Here is an 18890-nt window from a genome sequence, read left to right on the forward strand (position 1 = left end):
CCATGAGTCCTCCTCTGTACGTAGGAAACGAAGGAACGAAGGAAGTGCCTGACCTGGGTTTTCTCTGGGTCCTTAGTTCGTACGGAACGAACTAAGTCGGTCGGGTCGAGGGCGTTTGTGCTGGTCAGCGAGTTTGTTCGTTAGTTCGTTTGGTTCGTCGGCGCGTCGGGGGCGCGGGCCGTGTAGATCTCGCTCGGACGGCCCCGGCCGCTGGCCGGCGGTCGGGTCGTGACGGTGATCTGCCCGGCGGCTTTGAGCTGGTCGAGCAGAGTGGTGATCTCGGCGGCGGGGGTGTTGCCGCGGAAGTACTCCGCCGTAATCGCCTTCCGGGTCCGTCCGTCCGCGCCGGCCGCGCCGATCCACGCGGCAAGCTTCGCGAGGGCCGACGTGTCGGTGAAGACGGCGCGGGCGGAGGCGATGGAGTAGCGGACCAGCGCGGCGGCCGCGGTGAGGTGCGCGACCCCAATCGTGGGGGTGCCGTCGAGAGCGGCGTGGATGCCGGCGATGCGCAGGCAGTTCGGGGCCGCACGGGAGGAGAACTCCTCCACCGGTCCACCTTCGGCGTCGCCGTGGTCGCCGCCGAGTTCGATGTAGAGCCGTCGCCACAGTTGGATCGCGTCGTCGGTGAACCCGAGAGTCCCGAACCGCGCCCCTTCGGTGAGCCGCTTGCGCAGCTCGGAGCCGAGTCGCTCGATCAGGTTGGGGTCCGCGCCTTGGGAGAAGGGCAGGAACTGGCATTGGGCGACGGCGATGGGCAGGAACCGGTTGTAGGTGCCGCCGGCGAGGTCGGAGGCGGACACCTTGGCGCGGAACTCCTTCGGGGTGATGTGGCCGAGGATGCCGACGTGGGTGTCCTTAGCGATGCGGGCGGACACGGCGAGGGTGGACAGGTCCCCGCCGTCCCACGCGTTGCGCAGGGTGGCGGAGAGCGAGTTGCCCTCGCGCTTCATGCGCTGCATGACCCCGGCCCACTCCGCTTCGAACACCAACAGCCGCTTGTCCCCCGGCGGCAGCGCGCCGGGTGCGCGCTTGCCATCGTCGTCGGGGCCGTCTTCGTCGGCGGCGAACATCGCAGCGAGCCCTTCCCCGGAGGTGAGCCCGGAGCGGACGTTGACCGTCATGAACTCGGCATCGGCGGCGGTGAGCACCCGCCGTGCCGAGCCCCACCCGGCCCCTTTCCGCCCGCCCCCGGTGCGGCCGACGATCAGCGGCCACACCAACAGTGGGTGCGAGTCGTCCCCGGCCCGCACGTGCGGCGAGCGTCCCAAGTGGACACCCGCGGCGCAGAGCAGCGACGCGAGGATGCCGATCGGGTCCGCCTCGGTGGTCGGGGCGATCTGGTGGGTGATCCACCCCAGATAGGTGTCGTAGACGACGGAGTCCAGACCGGGCAACGCCTTGCGGGCGTGGGTGACCTGCTCACGCTCGCGGCGTTCGAGGTCGGTCAGGTCGGCGGTCGCGGGCATGTCACCTCCTTCGGAGGCGGGTTGGGGTGGGACCGACCGCAGGGGCCGGGCGGGGCTGGTCATCGGCGTGGCGTCCCTTCCGATCGGTGGGCGGTCAGGCGAGGGCCGGCGCGGTGGTCACGCGGCCCGGTGGGCGACGGGGTTGCGGGCGCCGGCGGACAGCCCGGCGTCGACCACGCGGGCGACTTCCCGTGCGGTGCAGTCGCATCCGGCGGTGACCATGTGTCCGGCCGCGTCGATCAGCGCGGCGCGGGCGGTGGCGTGGTCGATCAGGTTGGCCCCGACCTTGCGGCCGATGGTGTAGGCCGCGGCCGACAGGACGGCGTTGTGGGTGTCTGGTCCGGCCCTACGGACGCGGTCGCATTCCCCTGCGAGTGCGGCCGACCCGTAGCGGGTGGTGTCGACAGAGCGGATCTGAACGGGCGCTGAGTTGGCCGTAGACGCCCGTTCGGCGGCAGCCTGGACCAACCATCCCGGCAGCTCCACCGGGTCGGTGTCGTCGAGCAGTTCGTACGCGCCGGCGGCGGTGACCGACCCCGGTCCTACCGCGTATCCGCCGCCCGCCCGAACGTCCACATAGGCCGCGATGGCGCTCTGCGAGTTGCGCAGGCTCGTGCCGGCCGGGGTGAGGTAGTACAGGTGCCGGCCGCCGGACGGGGTGGCCACGGTGTAGGTGGTCGGCAGCGGTCCGCCCCGCTCCGCCGCGAGCGCGGTGAGGTTGGTCCAGCCGTCCGGGCCGGGCTTGCCTTCGTCGGGCACGTCCGGGTCCAGCACCACCAGCCCTGCCGGGCCGGTCGCCACGGCGATGTTGAACCGTCCGGTGTTCCAGCATCGGCGGATGCGGTCGGTGTCGCGGTGGGCGCGGTTCTCCCAGTCTTTGACCATCGGGCGGTTCTTGGTGCCGGGGGCGAGCGGGAAGATCGGCCAGCCCATCCCGGCGAGGTAGAGCGCCCATTCAAGCAAGTCGTTGCGTTCCATAGTGGACAGTCCTTCCGGCCGGTCAGCAGTGGGTGAGTACGGAGGCGATGGCGTCGTGTTCGGCGGTGTCGACGGTCATGCCGTAGGTGGCTTTGACCGCGACCCAGTGGGCGACATAGCCGCACCGGTCCCGAGCCGGGAGCCAGTGGGCAGGATCCTGGTCGCCCTTGCTGCGGTTGGACTTCGCGGTCACCGCGACCAGGACCAGGCGGGTGTCGTTGGGGTAGCGTTCCCGCTGGGCTCGGGTCCAGCCGCGGGTGCCGGAGCGGGCGGCTTCGGCAAGGGGGACCATGTGGTCGATGTCGAGCGCGCCTGGGCGGGTGACGGTGGTCCCGTCGTAGGGGCTGGTCCAGGTGCCGGCGGTGACGGTGCAGTGCGCACCGGTCGTCACGCCGCGGCCCTGGTTGCGCAGGACGGTTTCGCGGGCGTCGCAGTCGCCGGCGACGATGCTCCAGTGTGGCCAGTCGGCGCGGGAGTAGTGCGCTCCGGTGTCGGCCGGCGCGACGCGCAGCCCGGCGAGCTGTCGCCGCGCGCCGGCGACGTCGACAGCCGTGGCGGTCGGCGCGGTGCCAGCCGCCGGGGTGACGGTGGTGTGATCGGGAACGTGGCAGGCGGCCGGGGTGGTGGCGGTCGCGAGGGCAATGGGTGCGGCAGTGAGCAGGGCGCGGACGGTGGTGTGCGTGGTCAAGACGAGTCCTCACGTCAGTCACACTGTGTGACAGCTTTGGAGTGCGCGGAACCTAGCCCTAGAAATCCGGAGCTGTCTCGATCCCGGGTTTTCGAGGGCTCGGTGGGTGTTTCTGCAGGTGGGCGCTAGGTTGCTAGTGTCCTGGTCAGGGCCGGCGCGGGGTGCTAGCGGGGATGCTAGATCTAGCATCGGGTGACGCTAGGTCGGTGATCAACGCTAACCCCCGCGCCGATTACACTCTGTGCTACTTCTGGTTGTGCTTGTCGACCGCGGTGAACACGTCGACGCGGTTGACGCCGCGCCGGTTGGCGGGCTTGCCGGTCTCGTCCTTGCCGTAGACCTGGATCGTGTCGACGCCCCACGGGGCGAGGGACTGTGCGAGCTGGTTGGCCTTGCCGCGGCCGTCCAGCGTGCCCCACGCGCCGTAGACGTCGGGGCGCAGCGCGGCGAGCCGGTCCACGATGGACTCGGACCAGACCTTCTTCTCGCCGGGCTTGAGCACCGCGGCCACGTCCAGGATCAGCACGTGCCCGGCCTTGGTGTCCTCGCCGTCCGTCTCGACCTGCCCGGCGGCGTAGCCGGTGATGGTGCCGGCGGCCTCGCGCGCGACGCGGGCGCGCTGCACGATCGCTTCAGCGGCCGGGCCGTCGATCAGGTAGGTGCGGGTGATCTTCGGGTCGTCGCTCTCGCCCACGAGGTAGCCGATTCCCTTGTCGTTGAACGAGAACAGCGCCGCGTTGATCCCGCGCTTGTACGCGCCGGTCCCGAGGATCATGTCGTTTTCGGGTTGTGCCATCACCCGCAGGCAGAACCGCAGCCCGGCGTTGGCGGAGATGCCCTTGGGCAGGCTGGACGCGTCCGGGCGCTGCGTCGCGAGAACCAGCATCAGCCCCATCGCCGGACCGCGCTTGGTGATGGCCTCGGCGAGCTTGTTGGCTTCCTCCTTGAAGTCCTCGTGGGAGAACACTTCCTGGCACTCGTCGATCACCGCGAAGATCGGGTGAAGCCCCAGGTCACGGGTGCTCGACAGGTGCGGGGTGACCTTGTTTTCCGGGCACAGCTTCGGGTCGGACTCGGCGATGCGGGAGAGCACCTTGGCGCGGCGGTCCATCTCCTTGACCAAGTACCGCAGCCCGTCCATCACCTCTTCCAGGGTGGCGGTGTCCGCGCCGGAGGCGTAGCGGTGCGCGACCGGCTTGCACATGCCCAGGTCACCGGTGCCCTTGAGCTCGAACAGCAGCAGTTCGGCCATCGGGTCCAAAGCGGCGGCGAGCACCAGGATGCGCAGCGCGAACGTCTTGCCCATGCGCGGCATAGCGCCGATCAGCATCGCGACGAACATCAGGGTTACTGTGACCGGCCGGCCGCGCTGGTCGGTGCCGAACGGGATCGGCTCGAACAGGTTCACCCGGCCGCGGCGCGCGAGCGGCCACGTCGGGGCCTTCTGCTTGTTCAGCGGCTTGTCCCCGACCCAGATCACCAGCCGCCCGGGGTGTTCGTCGGAGACCGGCTCGGGCCACACGCACCCGAGCGGACGGCGCAGACCGGAGGCGAGCTTGTCCCGGCGTTCCATCACCATGTCCACGGTGACGCCGTACGGGAGTTCGACTTCGGCGCGCCAGCCGTCGCCGTCACGCACGATGGGCGCCGGGAAGTGGATCTTCTCGCCCTTGCCGGCCATGGCCTGGTCGATCTTGGCGATGCCGAGTGACCCGAGCGCGTTCAGGACCACGTCGGAGGTCAGCTTCGGCACCCGGGCGGCGATGACCGCGCGGGACACGATCGGCTTGTCCGCCCGGCCGCCGACGGTGCCCAGCAGCGCCGCGGCGGTGGTGCCCGCGGCGAGGTACCAGCCCCACCCGGTCACCGCGCCGACGAACAGGTACAGCCCGGCCACCAGGAGCAGGAACGCGAGGAACACCGCGGCGGAGCGCTTGCGCACCCGCTGTTCACGGATCTCCGCGAGCTTGCGGTACTCCTCGGTGTTGCCCGTGGCCACCGCGTTCGCGCGCAACGGCTTCGCCTCCGCGTCGAACACCCAGCGGTGGGTGTTCACGACGATCCGCGCCGCACCGCGCGGCGAGTGCAGCACCAGCACGCCGACGTAGCGCGGCGTCCGGACGGCGTGGTAGGCGCAGGTGTGTCCGGCGTAGCCGGCCAGCCATTTCGCCCGCGAGAGCAGCTCGTTGCGCGAGCGGGCCCACCCGGGGATCACCTCGCGGGTCTTGGCTTCCCGCGCCCCGGCCCACCACGAGGGTGCGGCCTTCGGCGCGGGCTGGTCGACCATCAGCGGGTTCACCGGGGCGGCCGGGTCCTCGTCGTCGACGATGACCCCCTTGACCACGATGCCGTCCACCACGTCCGGGGCGGTGTCGGTGCGGTCTTGGGCGGGGATGTCGTCGGCGGTGCGGGCGGTGTCCGGGCGGATCGGGACGACGGTGCCGGAGCGGGTGACGGCCGTGTCGGTGGCCGCGGTGTCGTCGCCGTTCATGGACGCGTCGGCGTGGGTGTTCACGGCCGGGCCGGCCGGGGTGTTCGTGGACGGGTTGGGTGTGGTGTTCACGGAAGTGAGCCCTTCGGGGTTGGTGTCGTTCACGGGGTCGGGCGTGTGGTCGGCGGTGGTGGACATCAGGCGGCCTCCCTCTCGGTGGTGGCGGGCTGGTCGGCAGGCACCGGCGCGACAGCCGGGCGGGTGGCGGTTTCGGCGGTCAGGTCGTCGGCGACGTTCTTGCTCGTGCCGCGGGAGATGTCCGGGCAGACGCTGCGGACCCATGCCGGGGTGATCTCGACTCCGGGCCCCCACGCTGCGCGCGCTTCGGCGAGGTAGTCGGTCCGGAGCTTGCGGACCGGCTTCGCCGTGGCCTTGCGTGCGGCCGGGCGTCGCCGCGGCGGCCGGGCCGGGGCCGGCGGCTCGACGACCGGGGCGGCCTCGGTGTCGCCGGGCGCGGCGGGTGCCGACTCGGCGGCGGGGGTGGCCGGGTGGTCGTCGGCCGTGTCCGCCTGGCCCGTGAACGCGGTGCCGGCGGCGGCCTTGACCGCCTCGGTGAGCTTGTCCCGCAGCACCGGCGCGGTCTCCGCGGCGAGGAACACAAGCACCGGCGGAACCGAGTGCAGCACCACCCCGGCCACGTCGAAGTGCGTCCAGGACTTCCAGGTGTTCATCACGTAGGTGGCCAGGAACGCGAACCACTTCGTCCGGTGCGCCCACATCCCGGTGGAGACCTGGTAGCGGGCGGTCACCTGCTCTGCCCGCAGCACCGCGACCAGGACCAGCGAGACCATCGGGTCCAGCAGCCACCCCGCGACCCACCCGGCCGACCAGGTGGCCGCGCCGGCAGCAGCAAAGCTCTGGACGTTGACCATCGTGAACGCCAACCCGAGGGCGATCCCGAGCCAGATCACCGCGTCGATCTGCGTGCGGACCTTCTCCACCCGCAGGGCCACCACGTCCGGGTGGTTCGAGAGCCGGCGGACCTGCGCGGCGGTGGCGGCGTCCTGCGCGAGCTTGTCCGCCTGCGTGAGCGGCACGTGCCGCGCGTCGGTCGACGTCGTGGCAAGTTCCGTGCTGGTCATCGGCGACCACCCCCGTGGTGCGTGACGATTTCGGTGATGGCCATCAGCCGCACGATCGTGTTGGCGGCGAGCAGGGCCGGGACGATGAGCGTGATCCAGGTGGCCGTGGTGTTGCCGATCTTGACGACCACGAGCCACTGGACGAACGCGATGCCCGCGGTGCACAGCACCAGTCGGACCAGGTTCGCGGTCATGCGGGTGACCTCGCGGACCCCGCGCAGGCTCTTGGTGGCGGACTTGCGGCCGGCGCGCCACACCGAGAACGCGCCGATCAGGGCGAGTCCACCGAGGACGTAGAGGGTTGTCGCGGGCATCAGGCCACCACCTTCGGGACGTCGACGCGCGCGGTGTGCGCGGTCGGAAGCGGGATCACCGGGGCCAGCCCGGCGGAGTAGACGGGAAGGTCGGTCGGCGACACGGTGGGTTCGCCGATCACGTACTCGTGCAGGTAGGAATCCGGGGCGAGCCCAACGGAGTAGAGGCAGGCTTCGCACGTGCGGTGCAACTTCGGCAGCTCCGCCCACCCGATCTCGCCGCACTGCCGGCAGGTCCGGCGCGCGGCCAGCGCCTTGTCCAAAGCGGACTGACGGGCCGGAGTCATCGGCCGGACCGGCTTCGCATCGGCGATCAGGTAGAGGTTGGCGTACACGAGCTTCCCGGCCTTGCGGCACCGGAAGTACAGGAACGCCACCGGGTCCTGACCACCCGGACGCAGGTCCCGAGCCCGCAACTGCCGACGCGTCGCGAGAAGGTGACGCGGGGCGGTGTTGCGGGAAAGCAGCGGCCGGCCGTGCCAGCGGCCCCGGGTGTACTCCAGGTCCTGCGACCACGCGACGGCCGCGAGCACCCACGGGAATCGACGGGCCATCACCGATCACCCGCCAACAGCGCGAGTTCCCGGTCCCAGTTGATCCGGGTGGCTTCGGTGCCGGCCGGGACCATCGCGTCCGAGTCGTCCAGGAACCGTTCCAGCTCGGCGCGCTTGAACGCGAGGTTGCAGGAACCGGAGCCCTTGGGGTCGAACAGCGACACCCAGATCACCGCGTCATCCTTCGTCGCGGGGGTGACCTCGACGTCCCCGATCCCGGCCGGCGCGTTGAGCCCGTCGGCCAGGAGGTCCCGAGACAGCAGCCACACCACCGAGATCGCGCCGTCCGGCACGTCCAGCTCGACCGCGAACGGGTCCGACGCCCGGTAGGTCAGCGTGACCGTACGATGCCCGCCGTCCAGGGCCGGTCCGCCGGCCGGGCAGATCACCGTCCCGGCGGTCAGCCGCCGGCGCAGCAGCGTGCGGGCGGTCATGCCACACCGCCGGAGACCAGCTCGACCGACTCACGGACCAGCGTGAGCGCGGCTTCGCGGACGTCCTGCGCGTCGTCGCTGAGGCACGCGTCGTCCAGGGCGTCGGCCATCGCGAACAGCCACGTCACCCGCGCGGCCACGTAGTCGCTCTCGTTGCGGAAGCTCGACACCGAGCCCGGCCGCTGGGCCAGCAGAGCGGTGATGTCCTTGTACTGTCCCGCGCTGAGCGCGGTGGTCGTGCCTACCATGGGAAACCTCTCCGAGTTGCTACCTGCGTGGTGGTGGGGAGTCCCGGCCTGGTCGGAGCGTTCTTGGCGGTTCGAGCCGCCCAGGCTGGGGTCAGAAACGGCGGATACGGTGGGGATGCCGTGCGGGGCGGTCATGTCAGCACCGCCAGCAGCAGCGCCACGGCCAGCAGCGACAGCCCAACCACCAGCAGTCCCATCGCGGTGGAGATCTGCCGGTACTTGCGGACCGCGATGCCACCCAGGTGGGCGGTGTCGTCGGCCAGCGTCTCGGTAACGGGGACGCTGCCGGCTTCCAGCAGCGCGGCCGGGCCGTTGTAGGCGGCGTGCAGCCACGAGCCCGGCGTGGGGAACTGGGTCAGCCGCGGCCGGACCGCGGACAGCAGCACCAGCACCGAGGCGAAGATCGGCGCAGCGGCGAGCCACAGCCCGACCGTCGCCGGAACCGACATCTGCCGGGTCGTCAAGGCCACCACCCCGGAGAAGGCCAGACCGACCAGCCCGAGCAGCGTGGTCACCTTCGTATCCGCCTTGCCCAGCTCGCTCCGAGCCTGTTCGTGGGCCATGTGCACATGCGGCATCGCGTCGGCGTAGGTCATCGGTTCTCCTCCTTGGCGGCGGCTTCGCGGCGTACTCGCTCGATCTCTTCCTGCTGGCGCTGCACCTCGCGGTGAAAGGCGCCGGAATCGCTCTCGCTCACGCGGCCTCCCCTCGGGCCGGAGCGGTGGTGTCCAGCCGGGTCGGCAGCACCCGCAACGTGGCTCGGTCGGCCCGGCGGCGGGTGCGGTGGGCGTGCTGCGCGTCGGTGAACGCGTGCCGAGTACGGACCTCCGCCACCGCCGTTGCGGCGGTCAACTCCTGGTCCACCTCCGCCAGCAACGCATCAATGGCCGACTCGTCCAGCCCATCCGGGCAGAAGCCCTGACCAGCAGGAACGCCGTCAACGGCGGTCCGGACGACGCGGTTCGTGATTCGTGCGGAATTCATTGAGAGCCCTTCAGGTCGGGAATGTCTTAAGACATCCTGGTGTCTCAAGACATTATGAGACAGGGCTACCCCTGTCAAGCCTCCGTCTTAAGACGATTGGGATTACGCTGTGCCTGTGAGCGACATCGAGGAAGCACAACCCGACAGCAGACGAGCGAGCCGCCGCGTCGCCGACCTGCTCCTACGGCAGATCCAGGCCGGGACGCTGCAGCCGGGCGAGCCTCTGCCGCCATATCGCCAGATCGCGAACGCTTACGGTGTCGTGCCGAATACCGCCATGGCTGCCGTCCGACTCCTGCGCGACGAGGGCTACGTCTCGATCAAGCCCAACTCCGGAGCCCGCGTGCTTGACCGTTCTGCTGCCGAACACACAGACGTCGCCGCTGAACTGGCAGTCATGGAAAACGACCTGTCCGAACTGCGAACATCCGCACAGCGACTCGCGACCGACATCAGCACGCTCGAGTCGCGCGTGTCGGACCTGAGTCGTCGCGTGGCCGGCGAAACTACCTGAGAACCATCCCGTCACCATCGCTTCTCCTCCCTTCCGATCTCGTGGGGCCGGCGGTTCGCTGCCCGTGCTTCAAGAATCGGCGAGATGACCTTGATCCGGGAGATGAGTCGCTGGTGAGTCGGAGGTGAGTCGATCGGCTCACCAGGTTTGACCAGGCAAAACGTGATTGCGGAGGTACTGGCCGTGACAGCAGAGGGGCGTCCGACCACGGACCTCCGACGCGTTCGCATGGCGGCAGGCTTAACCCAGGGGGAAGTTCGCCAGCGCTTGACGCGAGCCCGAGCAGCCCGCAACAAGATGCCCCCCAAAGACTCCAGCCTCAAGCGGATGTACACGTCATGGGAGACAGGCGAGGTCGCACCGACAGACTGGCGCGACGAACTGTGTGAAGTGTTCGGCGTGACCGCCGGAGAGCTGGGGCTCGCCGGCGACGAACAACCGCCATCGCCGCTGATCCTGCCCGCCACCCCACCAGCCGTGACCGGGTACGGCGACGATGCCTACCTTGAATCAGTCCGGGGCTACATTCAGAATCTGGTCTCGCTCGACAACCGATTCGGCGGCGCGGACCTCGTGAGGCTGTCAGTCAGGTTCTTCAATTCACTCCACGATCTCATCGGCACTGGCGCATACGATGTAGGCATCGAAAACGACCTGAACGCCGCCGCGGGCGAGCTGGCTGAGGTCGTGGGCTGGCTCGCTTATGATGCCGAACAGCATGACTTGGTACGCCGAATGAATCAGGAGTCCCTCTACTACACCCGCCTCGCCGGAGATCGAACCATCGAACTACTCACCATTCAGAACGCGAGCATGCACGCGGGTGCAATGGGAAGACCACGCGAAGCACTCCAACTTGCTCGATCAGTTCTCAACGGCCGCGAGAAATTGTCACCACGGTTACGAGCACTTTTCCTAACCCGCGAATCTCGGGCGCTAGCTCAGGCCGGTGACCCGTCTTCGATCGGCCGATTCGATGAGGTTCGATCCCTTTTTCTAGAGGGCGTACAGGACAACGATCCGGCGTGGGCTTGGTGGATCGACGAGCGCGAATTGGCATGGCACGAGGCGATGGCGAAACGTGACCTACAGCAGGAGAACATCGCGATAAGTGAATTTGAGCATTCCGTGGAGGCGACCCCGAACACGGAGACTCGCAGCCAGTACCTCCACCGCGCTTATCTACTTCAGGCTCAGGTTGAGGTCGGCTCGTGGGTCGATGTCGTAAGCACTGTCGATTCACTCATTCCACTCGTTTCCCAAGTAGCATCTCCACGCACAGTGCTGATTTTGCGTAACGTAATCGAAAAGGTGGTAGTACTCAAATCGGTACCAGACGACGCACAGACCAGCATGACTCGTTTGAGCCTCGAAATGGACAGGGCGGCGGTATGATGAAGCACCCGGTGAGCCGAGAAGAGTTGCACTCGATAGCGGACGCGGCCATGGATCAGTATTTCCTCGTGTCACCCGAGAAGCTTTCCAAGATATATGACGCCGCAGCCATCACGGCGGAGGATCGGGTGGTCGAGGTCGGCGCTGGCGCAGGGACAGTTTCCCATGAGATGCCCCCAACGAAATCCTTGACCGTAGTCGAGCTAGACGACCGCCTGCTGGATCTACTGCGTCGCCATGCCCCAGCGAACGCCAAGTTGATCCACGGAGACGCCTTGCATGTAATCCGCGATCTGCAATTCGATGTCCTGATCGCGAACCTACCCAACACCATCACGGAGGAGCTCCTACCGATCTTACCGGACCTCGACTTCCGGACGGCCGTGCTAGCCGTCGGCGAGCACACAGACGTGAGCAAGCTTGGAAGGCAGTTTGACGTCAGCGAGGTGACGACCATCTCGGGGGATGACTTCGCGCCACCTCAGCCAAGTGTGTCGCGCATCGTAAAGGTTGCTTCACGTGGTCACCGCGACAACGCGTCGACTGCCTGACGACGCCACGGACGCCACGGACGCCACGGACATTGACGGACGTCAACTACTCGGCCACGCATGAAACAGATGCCGCTCCAACCGGCTACTTAGCCAATCCAATAACGTCGCCGCACCCGGACAATACTTCTCCTAGCCAAGCCGCAACGATAACGTCAAACTCGATATCACTCCTCATACAAGGTAGACTACATTGCCATTTGACAGACTGATTGGCATAATCGGCACCGCACTAGGCGTTGTCGGAATCATTATATCCTTCTTCCTTGCCAAAAGGGGGCGAGAGAGACCAGAAATTCGCCATCTGGAAGATTTCGACGTCGTCATCAGCCCCGAAGATGCCTTGCTAAATCGCGGGTTGGAACTACAGTTCAATGGTCGAAATATCAATACCGTCAGCCGCACAATCTTCGCAGTCTGGAACCGTCGCGGTAGCACACTCCTAGGGACAGACGTCGTACCCGAAGATAAGCTCCGCCTGCAGCTAGGCGACAAAGACATCGTGCTACGGGCTCGAATCGTCGCGTTCAGCCGCCCGCAGATTAAGGCAACGCTGACAACAGGAGCGCAGCATAAAGCCAACCAGGTCATCCTGGACTTTGATTTTCTCGACCCTAGTGATGGCTTCATTGTAGAAGTGATCCACCCCGGCCCTGACAAGCCCACCATGGAAGGCACAATGCGGGGTGCGCGCCTCGTATCCATCGGCAATGGCACGTTGACAGCAGCAACCTTGGATTACATGACGGAGAAGTCGCGAATCACTCGAATCAAGAACTGGTTTTCCCGCCAAGGCGTAGGATTCCTAATTTCCGGATCAACGCAGATCGCGTTCATCACAGCCGTGCTTGCTTACTACATCGCCAACTACGTTAATTCGCCAAAAGACTCCCTGGTTCCGGTAAGTAAATACAACCTGCAAACCTTAGATGGACAGAAAGACTTTGCGGGAGCCATAAACCGAATCAACGATTCCATTGGCCCAATACCCACCGTCTACGTGTTCGCCCTACTCGCCGTACTTTCCGTGTTGGGCTTCACATGGCTGCTACGGCGAAGGACCATGCGGATCATTCCCAAGTCGATCGTCACCCATCGAGTTACCGACGAACAGGCAGACGAAGCGCCTGAGCAACCAACCAGTGACGCAATCGAGCAATCTGGGCGCACAACCAACTCCAAAGCTCGCGAGCTGGAACTCCGTCGGAAACGGCCGCAAGTCGCACGGGACCGGGACCCGTGGCAATCAAGCCCTAGTCTCAAGCTGAGCGTAGGAGACAGGGTCGAGCACGCCAAGTACGGCTTCGGCACGGTCCGCATCGTCGAGGGCACAGGCTCGCGGACAACTGCCACCGTTGACTTCGGCGAGAAGGGCAACGTCAGGCTGATGCTGCTTGGCAGCGTGCCAATGCGAAAGGTTGACAAGTAGCCCCCCATTCACCCCCCACGCCAGAGAATTCAGCGCATTAGGCCAGGTCGAGGGCACCTTTCCGAGCGCGTTCAAAATCCGCCCAGCCCGACCTGATAGCCCTACGTCACCACTGTCTCGTCGTGCCGCCTACTTAACGCGAACGGGCTACTGAAAGCCCTGACGGCGATACCTGACCAGCCAGCCAGTACTAGTTATAGAGATGGTCCTTCGACGCTGATCCGTCTCGTCCACCGTACTGTCGATCAAGTTGGCCTGCTCAAGCCTCACAAGGTGAGCGCGCATCGCCTGGGGCGTGTTGAAGCCGAAGCTCTCGTAGTCCCCGGGCGCAATCGAACCGCCCTTATCAGCGATCTTGTCAAAGAGTCTCCACTGCGCCGGCTGAAGGTCTGCAGCTAGCGTGTATTCATCTGCAACCTGCGCCATCCACGCTTCTAAGTAAGCTTCTTTGTCCTCTTGAGAGGCGTGAAGTTCATCCTCCGATTCCAGCCATATCGCGAAATCCTGGGCGTGCTTCAGGGCATTACGAAGGTTCTTGTTTGCCACCTGATACAGGTGACTAAAGCTCTTGGGGCTAACCGGAGCTTCCGGGTCTGGTCGGCTCGAAAAATGTGCAAGTCGACGACGGATAAGCTCTGGCACGTCGTCGTCGCCTACTGGGGAAAGTTCGATTGGACTGCTCAGTCTCCCAGACATCCGAGGAGACGAAGCAGCGCTCCTTACGATACCTTTAGAACCACACAATACCCAGCGTATTCCCGACATGCTCAACATGCCATCACGCATCTCTTCAAGCACTCGGCGCGCCTCAACCGACGTCTGAAGAAGCTCCAAGTTATCGATGACAGCAACGAAAGCGCCGCTCTCGCCAGCATCGAACGTCTCAGCAAGCCAACTTTTGACAAGCATTCGAAGACCAGTTGTACCAAAACCAGCCGTCGTGTTTGCGCTGGCGGAAGTTGACCCGTTTACCCCGAAACCAAGAACCGACGCCCCCATGCCGCCCGCTTTGATGAGCGGTTCAGTCAACCACCGCTTCAAGTCTTCCAGCGGGGGTGTGGGCATTAGATGCTCTTGAAGAAACTGCTCATGCGCGATGTATGACTCGATGATTTCCAGAAGCGCTGAGCGCTCGAAGGATTCCGCGCTGTCGGCGATCTGCAGCGGGTTCGCAGTCGGCAGAAGCAGATAACCTTCTCGTCCGGCCTCGAAGTCACTTTGCGCACGGTAGGCGGCGACCGAGACGAGACTGGTCTTACCGACGCCATTCTCGCCCTCGATGGTCGGATGCGTGTCGGTCGACCTCAACTTGCTCGTCAGTGTGCGAAGCTCACGCTCGCGTCCGACCATGAGGTCGGCTCCAACGGCTGTCGCCTTCAAGGGCTCGACCCCATACGGGTTACCCGAGTATCCGATCGCCGTCCAGAGTGACATCCAGGTAGTCCTCACTGATCAAGTACGCCGCGTGTCGATGGTAGTCGTCGGACAGCTACCGAACGTTTCGAGGCGCGCGGCAGGTCACCCAGGCTGCGCTCACCGGACCGTCCCCTCCACACTCAGCACAGCTCGACCGACCCCGCCAAATTCACCCAATTGGAGCAACTTGCAGAGCCACGAGCTAGTCTCAGTTCTAGTCTCATTCGCCCCAGTCCACCGGCGTTCACCGAACGGCATGCAAGGCTCTGACCTGCGGCTCATGGTTCGCCGAACCTTCGCGTACGGCCGTGTGCAGACTTGGAAAGCGTGTTGGGTTCACGCCCTCGCAGGTTCGAATCCTGTATCCTCCGCCGAGTTACCAGGCAAACGCCGGGCAGCCTTCACGGGCAGCCCGGCGTTTTCCGTTTCAGTCTCCTTTCCCGTCTCAGTCGGCGTCTTTCGGCGCCGTGCGAATGGTCCGGAACCCGCCCAGCCGCGGGGAGGATTGCGCCCCGTGGGGGCCCGGGGCACAGTGATTCGAGTCCGCTCGAGTCACCCGGCCGGGGATGGGCGACCGCGGGGACGATCCCGACACGCGGTTCGCAGGGAGGGCTGTGAGTGCTGAAGCGGTGGTGCTGGGCCTGCTCTGCGCGGTACGGGCGGTGCCGCTCGCGGTGGTCTACGCACTGCTGAGGGCGCGCAACCCGCGGCGGTTGCTGGCGGCCTACCTCGCGGCCGGAGCGATCGTCAGCCTCGGCGTGGGCATCGCGGTGGTGGGCTGGCTCGACGCGCGGGCCGCGTCGGCCGGGTCGTCGACCGCGCGCGAGGTCGTCTACGTCGTGGTCGGGGTCGGGGCGCTGTCCTACGCGGGCGGTTTCTGGAGCGGCCGGATCGGCAACGGCTCCGCGGACCGCCCCAGCCGCGGGCTGACGAACCCCGACGGCGCCGTCGCCCAGCGGCTGCGCAAACCCACGATCGCCGGCGCGCTGGCGACCGGCGCGCTGACGAACCTGCCCGGCCTGTTCTACATCGCCGGGCTGGCCGCGATCCTGGAAACCGCACCCACCCTCTTGAACAGCGTCGTGCAAGTCGTCGTCTTCAACCTGTTGCGGTTCGCCGTGCCGGTCACCGCGCTCGCCTTGCTCGCCCTGCGGCCCGAAACCACGCGCACGGTGATCGACGCGATCCACGACTGGGCCGTCCGCCACAGCCGGCCCGTGATCACCGGGGTGTTCGGGGTGGTGGGGATTTACCTTTCGGTCAAGGGACTGGTGGGCCTGCTGGGCTGAACGGCCCGGCCATCGAGGCCGGCGTCCCGCATCTCGGGGTGTCTAACGAACCGGCCGCAGCCCGGCTCGGACCTCGGAGGCGAACAGCTTCGGCTGCTCCCAGGCGGCGAAGTGGCCGCCCTTGTCGAGCCGGTTGTAGTGGATCAGGTTGGGATAAGCGTCCTCGGCCCAGCTCCGCGGCACCTGGTACAGCTCGTCCGGGAAGACGCTCACCGCGACCGGCACGGAGACGCCCTTCGGGTCGAAGAAGCCGAGCTTGTTCTCCCGGTAGAGCCGGCCGGAAGAGACCCCCGTGTTCGTCAGCCAGTAGTGGGTGATGTTGTCGAGCACGTCGTCTCGGGTCAGTCCCTCGGCCTGTCCGTCGAAGACGCGGGCGATCAGCGCCAGACTGGCCGAGTCGTGGTCGAGCATCCAGGCGGCGAGGCCGATGGGTGAATCCGCGATCCCGTACAGCGTCTGCGGGTGGGTGCCCATCTCGAGGGCGTAGGCCACGTCCGTGGTGAAGAACTCCTTCAGCTTCTCGTACAGGCGCGTTCCCTCGCCGGACAGATCGGCCGGCGCCGGACCACCGGACTGCACGGCTCGGGCGACGTCGGGCCGGACGGCTCCGGGGAAGTTGGTGTGGATGGCGATCAACCCCGCAGGCGCCTGCGCACCCATCAGATCGACGATCTGCCCGCCCCAATCGCCGCCCGTGGCGACGTAGCGGTCGTAGCCCAGGCGCTCCATCAGCTCGGCCCAGGCCCGCGCGATGTGCTCGGGGCCCCAGCCGGTGGTGTCCGGCTTGCCCGAGTACCCGTAGCCGGGCATCGACGGGATCACCAGGTGGAAAGCGTCCGCTTCGCTCGCGCCGTGCGCCGTCGGATCGGTGAGCGGAGCGATGATCTTCAGCTGCTCGATGACGGAACCGGGCCAGCCGTGCGCGACGAGCAGCGGCAACGCGTCTTCGTGTTTCGAGCGAACGTGGATGAAATGAATGTCGAGGCCGTCGATCTCGGTGATGAAATGGGGCAGTGCCTTGAGTTTCTCTTCGCACCTGCGCCAGTCGTACTCGTTCGCCCAATAGCGCGCGAGCGCCTGCATCGTCGCGAGCGGCACACCCTGAGAAATATCCGCGACGGGCTCCTTTTCAGGCCACCGGGTGGCCAAGATACGCGCCCGCAGATCAGCGAGGTCCGCTTCGGGGGTCTCGATCTTGAACGGCCGGATGGCTTGGTCGTGCGCTGCCCTTTTGGTCGTGACAGACATGCGTCTCCTCGGTTGAAGTGGTTTATCGGTGAGTCGCCGACGGAAGCGACGGAGGTGCCGAACGACCCGGAAGCGGAGCGGGAACTCAGTCCGCGCGCCCTTGGCGAAGCCTGCGACTATGCCATCAGACCACCAGCGTTCCCTCACCCGAAACGAGTGATACGCGGTCTGAAAATGACCGGACCGAATACCTGAAAAGCACTCATTACGGTTGTCACGGAATGAGTCCGGCGCAGGTGGACCGCGGGCCACAGTTCTGCGGAACCGGTTCACCGACCGCGCCGATCGAAATTCGCCCCTTGGTGATCGAACAGCCGGACCGGTGCACCACGGCCCGGCGGGCGAACTGCCGGCTTTTCGGACCGCCGCTGTCCCGTGCTCCGCCGTCGCAGCCCGCGATCGCCCGTCCCGCTTGCCCGATCGTCCCGGCCCACCGCACACCGGCAACCGGCAGCTCCTGCCCTCCGTTGTCGGTAGTGGGTCAACCGTCTCGGTCCGAGGAGTGCGTGATGGAGTTCGTTCTCGTCCACGGTGCGTGGCAAGGCGGGTGGGCGTGGGCCGGAGTGGCCGGCCGGTTGCGGGACGCGGGGCACCGCGTGTTCGCGCCGACGCTGCGTGGCGCGGAAGCCGATCACCCCGGGCGCGCGGCCGTCACGCTCGCCGCGATGGGCGAAGGGCTCGTCGAGGACATCCAGGCCGCGGAGCCGGGCCGGTTCGTGCTCGTGGCGCACAGCGCGGGCGGTCCCGTCGCGCAGTTCGCAGCGGATCGGCTCGCGGAGAAGGTCAAGCGCGTGGTGTTCGCCGACGCGTTCGTGCTGCGCGACGGCGAGTGCGTGAACGACCTGGCGCCCCGGGAAAACGTAGCCGAGGGCGAGGCGGCGAAGAACGCCGACGGCACCATTCCGATGTACCCCGGGATGTGGTCGGAACTCTTCACCAACGGCGCCGCCACCCCGGCGCCGCTCGTGCCGATCCCCGCCCGTTGGGTCACCGACCGCGTCACCCTTCCGCGGTTCTGGAAAGCCGAATTACCTTCCAGTTACGTGTTTTTCACCGACGACCGGTCGGCGCCGCGCGCCTCGTTCGAAGCCATGGCGGCCCGGCTCGGCGACCCGCGGCGGGTGGAGTGCGCGGGCCCCCACGAGGCACTCCTGACCCATCCCGACGCCGTGGCCGAAGCGTTGCTGATCGCTTCGAAGGACTAGCGAAGGGGTAGCCGAGGACTGGCGGAAGCCGTCGCGAAGGGACCCGCTACGCTCCTTCGCAGACTTGATCGTAGAAGTTCGGAGAGGTTCATCGGTGTCACGAATACCGGCCTGACCTGGGCGCGGCCGCTCGCGCGCGAACCTCGAAACCCGCAGGTCACCAAGGCTGGAACACGGCTCGAGGCTCACTCACGCGAGGCCCGCCCCCGAGGCCCCGGACGTCACCCGCGTCCGGGGCCTTGTCGATTCTCCCCCTTTTCCTCACTTACCGAAGACACCTGATCACGCTAAGTTTGTACGTGGTCGTTCCAGCCCCGACGCACCGAGGAGTCCGCCCCCATGCCCGGAGTGGAAGAGATCCGCGCTGGCATCGCACTCGCGAACGAGAAAGCGTCCGCGAGCATCGCCGCCTTGCAGCAGGCAGCGCAATCTCTCGAAGAGGCCCAGCTGTCGCTGTCGCAGGCGACGCAGGGCAGCAGCCAGCACGAGGTCAACCAGGCCCACGGCCTGCTGGCCGAAGCGCTGAACGGGATCACCGGGATGCAGAGCACCATCCAGGCCTCGATCTCGTCGGCCGACTCCTACTCGAGCCGGCTGTAGCTCC

General features: G+C 66.7%; 20 protein-coding genes. 7 read left to right on the plus strand and 13 right to left on the minus strand.

Annotation, left to right across the window (positions count from 1 at the left end; genetic code table 11):
- Positions 1-140 precede the first annotated feature (140 nt).
- The 11 genes from ACIA77_RS08550 to ACIA77_RS08600 form a co-directional block, all read right to left on the minus strand.
- Positions 141-1466 (minus strand): DUF3987 domain-containing protein, encoded by a 1326-nt coding sequence (locus tag ACIA77_RS08550; RefSeq protein ID WP_395885157.1) that lies wholly within the window; start codon positions 1464-1466, stop codon positions 141-143.
- A gap of 117 nt (positions 1467-1583) precedes the next feature.
- Positions 1584-2444, minus strand: a complete 861-nt coding sequence (locus ACIA77_RS08555) for a bifunctional DNA primase/polymerase (RefSeq protein WP_395885158.1) — start codon at positions 2442-2444, stop codon at positions 1584-1586.
- A gap of 22 nt (positions 2445-2466) precedes the next feature.
- The gene (locus ACIA77_RS08560) at positions 2467-3132 is read right to left on the minus strand and encodes an HNH endonuclease family protein (RefSeq protein WP_395885159.1); all 666 of its coding nucleotides are present in this window, start codon (positions 3130-3132) and stop codon (positions 2467-2469) included.
- A 244-nt stretch (positions 3133-3376) separates the two neighbouring features.
- A complete protein-coding gene (locus tag ACIA77_RS08565) occupies positions 3377-5761 on the minus strand; it encodes an FtsK/SpoIIIE domain-containing protein (RefSeq protein WP_395885160.1) in 2385 nt (794 codons plus the stop codon).
- Positions 5761-6705 (minus strand): hypothetical protein, encoded by a 945-nt coding sequence (locus tag ACIA77_RS08570; protein ID WP_395885161.1) that lies wholly within the window; start codon positions 6703-6705, stop codon positions 5761-5763. The genes ACIA77_RS08565 and ACIA77_RS08570 overlap by 1 nt, the downstream gene beginning before the upstream one ends.
- Positions 6702-7019 carry a hypothetical protein gene (locus tag ACIA77_RS08575; RefSeq protein WP_395885162.1) on the minus strand — a complete coding sequence of 106 codons (318 nt, stop codon included), beginning with the start codon at positions 7017-7019 and terminating at the stop codon, positions 6702-6704. Before ACIA77_RS08575 ends, ACIA77_RS08570 begins: the two co-directional genes overlap by 4 nt.
- Positions 7019-7573 (minus strand): RRQRL motif-containing zinc-binding protein, encoded by a 555-nt coding sequence (locus ACIA77_RS08580; protein ID WP_395885163.1) that lies wholly within the window; start codon positions 7571-7573, stop codon positions 7019-7021. Before ACIA77_RS08580 ends, ACIA77_RS08575 begins: the two co-directional genes overlap by 1 nt.
- A complete protein-coding gene (locus ACIA77_RS08585) occupies positions 7573-8007 on the minus strand; it encodes an SsgA family sporulation/cell division regulator (RefSeq protein WP_395885164.1) in 435 nt (144 codons plus the stop codon). The genes ACIA77_RS08580 and ACIA77_RS08585 overlap by 1 nt, the downstream gene beginning before the upstream one ends.
- Positions 8004-8255: a hypothetical protein gene (locus ACIA77_RS08590; RefSeq protein WP_395885165.1), complete on the minus strand. Its 252-nt coding sequence runs from the start codon at positions 8253-8255 to the stop codon at positions 8004-8006. Before ACIA77_RS08590 ends, ACIA77_RS08585 begins: the two co-directional genes overlap by 4 nt.
- Before the next feature lie 131 nt (positions 8256-8386).
- On the minus strand, positions 8387-8851 hold the full coding sequence (locus tag ACIA77_RS08595; RefSeq protein ID WP_395885166.1) for a Pycsar system effector family protein: 465 nt from the start codon (positions 8849-8851) through the stop codon (positions 8387-8389).
- Between the two features lie 97 nt (positions 8852-8948).
- A complete protein-coding gene (locus ACIA77_RS08600; RefSeq protein ID WP_395885167.1) occupies positions 8949-9239 on the minus strand; it encodes a hypothetical protein in 291 nt (96 codons plus the stop codon).
- 115 nt (positions 9240-9354) lie between these two features.
- Here ACIA77_RS08600 and ACIA77_RS08605 point away from each other — a divergent pair, with 115 nt between their 5' ends.
- The 4 genes from ACIA77_RS08605 to ACIA77_RS08620 all read left to right on the plus strand — a co-directional run bounded on the left by ACIA77_RS08605 (position 9355) and on the right by ACIA77_RS08620 (position 13128).
- The gene (locus ACIA77_RS08605; RefSeq protein ID WP_395885168.1) at positions 9355-9753 is read left to right on the plus strand and encodes a winged helix-turn-helix domain-containing protein; all 399 of its coding nucleotides are present in this window, start codon (positions 9355-9357) and stop codon (positions 9751-9753) included.
- A 327-nt stretch (positions 9754-10080) separates the two neighbouring features.
- Positions 10081-11148, plus strand: a complete 1068-nt coding sequence (locus ACIA77_RS08610) for an XRE family transcriptional regulator (protein ID WP_395885169.1) — start codon at positions 10081-10083, stop codon at positions 11146-11148.
- Between the two features lie 11 nt (positions 11149-11159).
- Entirely contained in the window at positions 11160-11699 is a 540-nt protein-coding gene (locus tag ACIA77_RS08615; protein WP_395885170.1) for an rRNA adenine N-6-methyltransferase family protein, read from the plus strand.
- Between the two features lie 193 nt (positions 11700-11892).
- On the plus strand, positions 11893-13128 hold the full coding sequence (locus ACIA77_RS08620) for a hypothetical protein (protein ID WP_395885171.1): 1236 nt from the start codon (positions 11893-11895) through the stop codon (positions 13126-13128).
- Between the two features lie 147 nt (positions 13129-13275).
- Here the strand turns inward: ACIA77_RS08620 and ACIA77_RS08625 are convergent, their stop codons facing one another.
- Positions 13276-14562, minus strand: coding sequence for a hypothetical protein (locus ACIA77_RS08625; RefSeq protein ID WP_395885172.1), 1287 nt, complete (start codon positions 14560-14562; stop codon positions 13276-13278).
- Between the two features lie 596 nt (positions 14563-15158).
- On the opposite strand from ACIA77_RS08625, the gene ACIA77_RS08630 reads away from it, so the two are divergent.
- Entirely contained in the window at positions 15159-15833 is a 675-nt protein-coding gene (locus ACIA77_RS08630) for a GAP family protein (protein WP_395885173.1), read from the plus strand.
- Between the two features lie 42 nt (positions 15834-15875).
- On the opposite strand, the gene ACIA77_RS08635 is transcribed toward ACIA77_RS08630, so the two are convergent.
- Positions 15876-17081 (minus strand): epoxide hydrolase family protein, encoded by a 1206-nt coding sequence (locus tag ACIA77_RS08635; RefSeq protein ID WP_395885174.1) that lies wholly within the window; start codon positions 17079-17081, stop codon positions 15876-15878.
- Between the two features lie 509 nt (positions 17082-17590).
- Between ACIA77_RS08635 and ACIA77_RS08640 the strand changes: the two genes are divergently transcribed.
- A complete protein-coding gene (locus tag ACIA77_RS08640; RefSeq protein WP_395885175.1) occupies positions 17591-18286 on the plus strand; it encodes an alpha/beta fold hydrolase in 696 nt (231 codons plus the stop codon).
- A 339-nt stretch (positions 18287-18625) separates the two neighbouring features.
- Positions 18626-18886: a hypothetical protein gene (locus tag ACIA77_RS08645; RefSeq protein WP_204092755.1), complete on the plus strand. Its 261-nt coding sequence runs from the start codon at positions 18626-18628 to the stop codon at positions 18884-18886.
- Positions 18887-18890: the final 4 nt, after the last annotated feature.

The sequence above is a fragment of the Amycolatopsis sp. NPDC051903 genome (genome assembly GCF_044452505.1).
Classification (GTDB): Bacteria; Actinomycetota; Actinomycetes; order Mycobacteriales; family Pseudonocardiaceae; genus Amycolatopsis.

Bases quoted from the DNA above. Each gene is read 5' to 3' on its own strand.
- ACIA77_RS08550 (WP_395885157.1), bottom strand. From the start codon at position 1,466: ATGCCCGCGACCGCCGACCTGACCGACCTCGAACGCCGCGAGCGTGAG.
- ACIA77_RS08570 (WP_395885161.1), bottom strand. From the start codon at position 6,705: ATGACCAGCACGGAACTTGCCACGACGTCGACCGACGCGCGGCACGTG.
- ACIA77_RS08635 (WP_395885174.1), bottom strand. From the start codon at position 17,081: ATGTCTGTCACGACCAAAAGGGCAGCGCACGACCAAGCCATCCGGCCG.
- ACIA77_RS08555 (WP_395885158.1), bottom strand. From the start codon at position 2,444: ATGGAACGCAACGACTTGCTTGAATGGGCGCTCTACCTCGCCGGGATG.
- ACIA77_RS08610 (WP_395885169.1), top strand. From the start codon at position 10,081: ATGTACACGTCATGGGAGACAGGCGAGGTCGCACCGACAGACTGGCGC.
- ACIA77_RS08580 (WP_395885163.1), bottom strand. From the start codon at position 7,573: ATGGCCCGTCGATTCCCGTGGGTGCTCGCGGCCGTCGCGTGGTCGCAG.
- ACIA77_RS08600 (WP_395885167.1), bottom strand. From the start codon at position 9,239: ATGAATTCCGCACGAATCACGAACCGCGTCGTCCGGACCGCCGTTGAC.
- ACIA77_RS08590 (WP_395885165.1), bottom strand. From the start codon at position 8,255: ATGGTAGGCACGACCACCGCGCTCAGCGCGGGACAGTACAAGGACATC.
- ACIA77_RS08585 (WP_395885164.1), bottom strand. From the start codon at position 8,007: ATGACCGCCCGCACGCTGCTGCGCCGGCGGCTGACCGCCGGGACGGTG.
- ACIA77_RS08565 (WP_395885160.1), bottom strand. From the start codon at position 5,761: ATGTCCACCACCGCCGACCACACGCCCGACCCCGTGAACGACACCAAC.
- ACIA77_RS08640 (WP_395885175.1), top strand. From the start codon at position 17,591: ATGGAGTTCGTTCTCGTCCACGGTGCGTGGCAAGGCGGGTGGGCGTGG.
- ACIA77_RS08645 (WP_204092755.1), top strand. From the start codon at position 18,626: ATGCCCGGAGTGGAAGAGATCCGCGCTGGCATCGCACTCGCGAACGAG.
- ACIA77_RS08595 (WP_395885166.1), bottom strand. From the start codon at position 8,851: ATGACCTACGCCGACGCGATGCCGCATGTGCACATGGCCCACGAACAG.
- ACIA77_RS08575 (WP_395885162.1), bottom strand. From the start codon at position 7,019: ATGCCCGCGACAACCCTCTACGTCCTCGGTGGACTCGCCCTGATCGGC.
- ACIA77_RS08625 (WP_395885172.1), bottom strand. From the start codon at position 14,562: ATGTCACTCTGGACGGCGATCGGATACTCGGGTAACCCGTATGGGGTC.